Consider the following 4,401-nt stretch of genomic DNA (forward strand, 5'->3'; position numbering starts at 1 on the left):
TGCTGGGCAAGGGGACACTCATATCTTCCATGGTCCGACAGGCCAACTTTCGAGAGCCTCTCCTCCAACTCGAGCAGGAAATGGGCGGTGCGGCTCATCGCGTTCCGTCGTCCGACATTCACGAGATGTTCGGCAAGGATGGCGTTCAGCCGGGCCAGGGCGCAGGCGATCTTGTTCCCGAAGCGACCTTCCGACAGGGCGGCATCGACCAATGCTTTCCTGGAAATTTCATAGACAGCTAGTTCGGTTATGGACGCCAATGACGCGAAACGGGGTCCGTCCACGAAGTGGAAACCGACAATGTCCCCCCAGAGAGGAGTGTCGATGATCTGCCGCTCTCCATCCAGCAGCTCGCGGTAAAGGATGGCCCAACCTGATTTTAGGATGAATACCGTGTCGTCGGTGTCATCCTGGCGGCATATCACCGAATGGGGTTTGTAGATTTTCGCGGAAACACCGAAGGAATCGTTGTTTCCCCAGCCGTTCTTCGACAACGTCCCCCCTACGGGATGCGAGCGCATGAACTGCAACAGCGTTTGCATGAAGCTTCGCGTGTTTGCCCCAAATTACCGCGCAACCTACAATAGCCGCTCGCGGAAAGCCAGTTGTACGCTGCTTATTCCTTGATCGGCCTCCTCTTTGAATGACGGACCAGATGCTTACGCACTGCCAGAAGTGCCGCAGCCTGTTAGCCAATGTTGAAAAGTGCGGAGCCCTCTTCGGCACACAACATTCTGACCCGGCCGCTGATACTGACGCAATAGCGATTCAACCAACGCTGCTTTCTTGGCTCATTTTTGGCCGAAGCTTGCTCGACGTCGATCGGCCCGACCGCAGCTTGCCGGCAATGGCAGAAGACCTCCCGTGATGGTCCAGGCGCTGATCAGGAAGTTATCGATGGCGCGTTCTACGACCGTATTTCAGCTTGGTGGCGGTTCGAACAGACGCGCTTGCTCCGCGAGATCGAACGGCATGGCGAGGCCGAGGAATCATACACGGAGGATGGAATGCGCCTGCTGGCGCTGGCGCGCAATACCCGGCAACTGTTCGCCCGGCAGGCTCCTCGCGAGAAGAAGCGGCTTCTAAGCTTGGTACCTGTCGAACTGCGCGTGTGACGAAGGGAAGTTCGCGCGGTGTTCCGACAACCATCTGATTTGCTTACGGAAACAACTGCAACGCTTCGACCGGGAAAGCCAAAGGAGCCAAATTGTCAACAGAGCATCCTGTTTGGCTGGGGCGCCAGGATTCGAACCTGGGAATGTCGGTACCAAAAACCGATGCCTTACCACTTGGCGACGCCCCAACAGCCGCAACGTGCCCGCTGAGCGCGGCCTTATAGGACGAGCCGCCGCAAAGCTCAATGCTTGGACGGGCTGCGTCCAAGGCAATCTTGCCGCATGTTTCCCGCCACGGACCGTCGCGCGTTTGGGGGCATGAGTGTCGTACGCGACGCTTGGATTGAAAAGCCGCGGGTTGCGGTCTACTCGCCCCAGACCGCCAGCTCGTTGCCCGCCGGATCCGCGAAATGGAAGCGCCGCCCTCCAGGAAACGGGAGGATCGGCTTGACGATGGTGCCGCCGGCATTCTCAACCGCGGCAAGCGTTTCCTCCAGCGCGTGCGAATAAAGCACCGGCAGCGGTTTGGCGGCGGCTTCGCCGGCATCGGCCTGGAAACCGCCGTCAATTCCTTCGGCAAAGGCCGAATAGGTCGGCCCATAGTCGGTGAACGACCAGCCGAGGGCGGCGCTGTAGAAGGCTTTCACGCTGTCCAGCGTGCCGCCGGTTGCCGGCAGTTCCAGATAGTCGAGCTTCCCGGTCAGTTTCATGACGCAACTCCCCAAAATGTTCTCGTTATGTTCTATATCGACGGACATCGACCCGCAAGCCCCTCTAGAGAAACCGCCTTCAGCTCAGCCTTTGCGGCCGCCGAGCTGACGGTAGAGCTCGGCGTAGGATTTCCCCATCCTGTCGGCAGTGAAGAGGCGCACGTACCGGTCGCGCGCGGCTCGTCCCCAACTCGCCGCCTCCGTCGGCGAGGCAATCAGCCGGTTTATCGCCTCGGCAAGCCCGGCCGGATCTGAAGGCGGCACGACGAGCCCGGTTGTGCCGGCCTCATTGACGTAGCTCGTGCCCGTTCCGATTTCGCACGAGACCATCGGCTTGCCGCGCATCGCCGCCTCGACCAGCGAAAGCCCGTAGGCCTCCGACCTCTGGTTCGAAGGAAAGACGAAGCCAAGGCAATTGTTGAGCAGCGCCATCTTGCGCGGCTCGCTCACTTCGCCAAGGAAGATCACGTTGTCGCGGCGCAGCGTTTCGGCCTGCAGCCTGAGCTCCGCTTCAATGGGCCCCGAGCCGGCTATGACGATCTTGCAACGGACTTGGCCGGCGGCCTCGATCAGGACATCCAGTCCCTTGTAGTAACGCAGGACGCCGACGAACAGCACGAACGGCCCCGGAATTGTCGACCGGCACCAATCATTGTCGGCATCGGTAGGGGAGGGGTAGGCGCCTTCGTCGATGCCGATGGGAATGACCTTCGTCTTGGCTCTGAATGCCGCAAGAATGGGGCTCGATCGCAGGTAGTCCGGGGATGTCGCCACGATGGCGTCGACATCGCCCAGGAAGCGCATCATCAAAGGCCGGTAGAAAGGCAGGATGAGTCGCTGCTTGACGATATCGGAATGGTAGGTGACGAGCGCCGGCTTGCCGTGGCGGGACTGAAAATGCACCACGTCCATGAGCGGCCATGGAAAGTGATAGTGGATCAGGTCGGCCTTGGCCGACAGAGCCCGGAACTTGCGGAAAACCTCGCGCGAGAATCCCGTCGACGCCAGCTCGAAATCCAGCTTCGCCTTTGTGGTCATATGTTCGTCCAGGGGGCGCGTCGCCTCGTCGGGCGTGCGGCTGAGCGACAGCACTTCCGTTTCGATGCCATGACGGGACGTGCTTTGGGCGACGGCATGGATCGTCCGCTCGACGCCGCCAAAAGTGTCCGGCCAGTAGGTCTTGAAAAAATGCAGGACTCTCAAGCCACGGTCCTTCGTCTTTGTCCGATGGCCTGTTCAAAGATGTCGAGCATGCCTCTGGCGTGATTTTTCCAGGTGAAACGTTCGGCGTTCCGGCGCGCCCCGGCCGCGATCGCCTGGCGCAATTGCGCATCACTGCAAAGCCGGCCGAACGCGTCGGCGATCGCCCTGGGATCGTTCGGATCGACAAGAATGGCGCTTTGGCCGGCGACTTCCGGCATCGAGGATGTGTTGGACGTCAGGACCGCTTTGCCGAATGACTGTGCCTCGACAATCGGAAAGCCGAAACCCTCATAGAGGGACGGCATCGCCAGGAAAAGGCAATTCGCATAGAGCGTTGCAAGCATCCCGTCGTCCACGAACCCGGTGAAGACGACGTTCATCTCGAGCCCGGCGCGGCGCACGTCGTCGGCCAGGCTCGTCTGTTTCCAGCCACTGCCGCCGACGATGACCAGGTCGCAGGCGGACCGGGCGCTGGCGGGCAGCAGGCTGTAAGCCTCTATCAGCCTGCCCAGGTTCTTTCTCGGCTCGAGCGTGCCGACGAAAAGCGCATAAGGCCTGGTGATGCCGACCTGCTCCAGGCTTGAAACGCCGCCCGGGGCGGGGAGCGACGTCGTGCCGGGGGCGACTGTACTGATCGGCGACCGCAGCCAGGAGAACTCCGTCGTCAAGGCGGTAGCCGTGGCGTTCGAATCTGCCACCACCCTATCGGCTCTTCGCAATGCCGGCTTCATCAGCAGGCGCTCGCCGATACGGGTCCGGGCGCGCATGGTCTCCGGCGCGTGCACCCAGACAAGATCGTGGATGGTGACGACACGGGCGATCCGCTCGGCAAGGATGAGGGGCAAGCGGTGAGCCGGCCCCCAGAACACCTCCACCCTGTCGCGCGAGGCCAAGGACGGCAGGATGGCTTGCCCCCACAGCGCGCGGGCGGGGAGGGACCTGAACCCTGCGGTCCGCAAGGCCACTCCGCTCGGGATACCGTAGCTGGGGTTGACCTGGCCGGGAGCGTAGACAAAGACCTCGGCACCGAGCGCCGACAGGGCCTTGATCGAACTGTGGACGAACCTGCCGATGCCATCGGTGGCCGATCCCAGGTTCCTGCCATCGACCCCGATTCTCAATCTTTTCTCCCGGAAATGAACTGAGCGAAGCATCCGGATATTGCCGTGGGCAGCAGACGGGCGATTGGAAGCGCGACCTGCTCGGAACGGTCGCGACACTAGCCCCTAACAGACATCCCGCCAATTCGGCAACACGAAGCGGGAGGACAAGTCTCGGGTGGGGGAAAACTGCTTGCGCCTCAGCCTCAGGATGATAGATGCACTCTGTTAACCTCCCGATTTCGAGGGCGAGCTGCTGCCAAAGCTGATCAT

Annotated in this window: 5 protein-coding genes and 1 tRNA gene; 1 reads left to right on the forward strand and 5 read right to left on the reverse strand. The window is 61.3% G+C overall.

All coding sequences use genetic code 11. The annotated features are described in order from the left end of the window. The coding region (locus EN742_RS25800) for a Crp/Fnr family transcriptional regulator (protein ID WP_148670253.1) at positions 1-542 on the reverse strand (542 nt) is incomplete at its 3' end. Positions 543-797: 255 nt separating this feature from the next. Here EN742_RS25800 and EN742_RS25805 point away from each other — a divergent pair. Next, complete coding sequence (locus tag EN742_RS25805; RefSeq protein WP_127407279.1) at positions 798-1,115, forward strand: hypothetical protein; 318 nt, start codon at positions 798-800, stop codon at positions 1,113-1,115. Between the two features lie 113 nt (positions 1,116-1,228). Here EN742_RS25805 and EN742_RS25810 read toward each other — a convergent pair. The 4 genes from EN742_RS25810 to EN742_RS25825 form a co-directional block, all read right to left on the reverse strand. Then, a tRNA-Gln gene (locus EN742_RS25810) sits at positions 1,229-1,303 on the reverse strand. A 177-nt stretch (positions 1,304-1,480) separates the two neighbouring features. Then, positions 1,481-1,825, reverse strand: a complete 345-nt coding sequence (locus EN742_RS25815) for a VOC family protein (protein WP_126055864.1) — start codon at positions 1,823-1,825, stop codon at positions 1,481-1,483. An 84-nt stretch (positions 1,826-1,909) separates the two neighbouring features. Further along, the gene (locus tag EN742_RS25820) at positions 1,910-3,028 is read right to left on the reverse strand and encodes a glycosyltransferase (RefSeq protein WP_127407607.1); all 1,119 of its coding nucleotides are present in this window, start codon (positions 3,026-3,028) and stop codon (positions 1,910-1,912) included. Then, positions 3,025-4,248 carry a glycosyltransferase family 1 protein gene (locus EN742_RS25825; protein ID WP_245492395.1) on the reverse strand — a complete coding sequence of 408 codons (1,224 nt, stop codon included), beginning with the start codon at positions 4,246-4,248 and terminating at the stop codon, positions 3,025-3,027. The genes EN742_RS25820 and EN742_RS25825 overlap by 4 nt, the downstream gene beginning before the upstream one ends. Positions 4,249-4,401: the final 153 nt, after the last annotated feature.

The sequence above is a fragment of the Mesorhizobium sp. M4A.F.Ca.ET.020.02.1.1 genome (genome assembly GCF_004022645.1).
Taxonomy (GTDB): Bacteria; Pseudomonadota; Alphaproteobacteria; order Rhizobiales; family Rhizobiaceae; genus Mesorhizobium.

Excerpts from the sequence above, each read along its gene's own strand:
- EN742_RS25815 (WP_126055864.1), bottom strand. The coding sequence starts at position 1,825 with ATGAAACTGACCGGGAAGCTCGACTATCTGGAACTGCCGGCAACCGGC.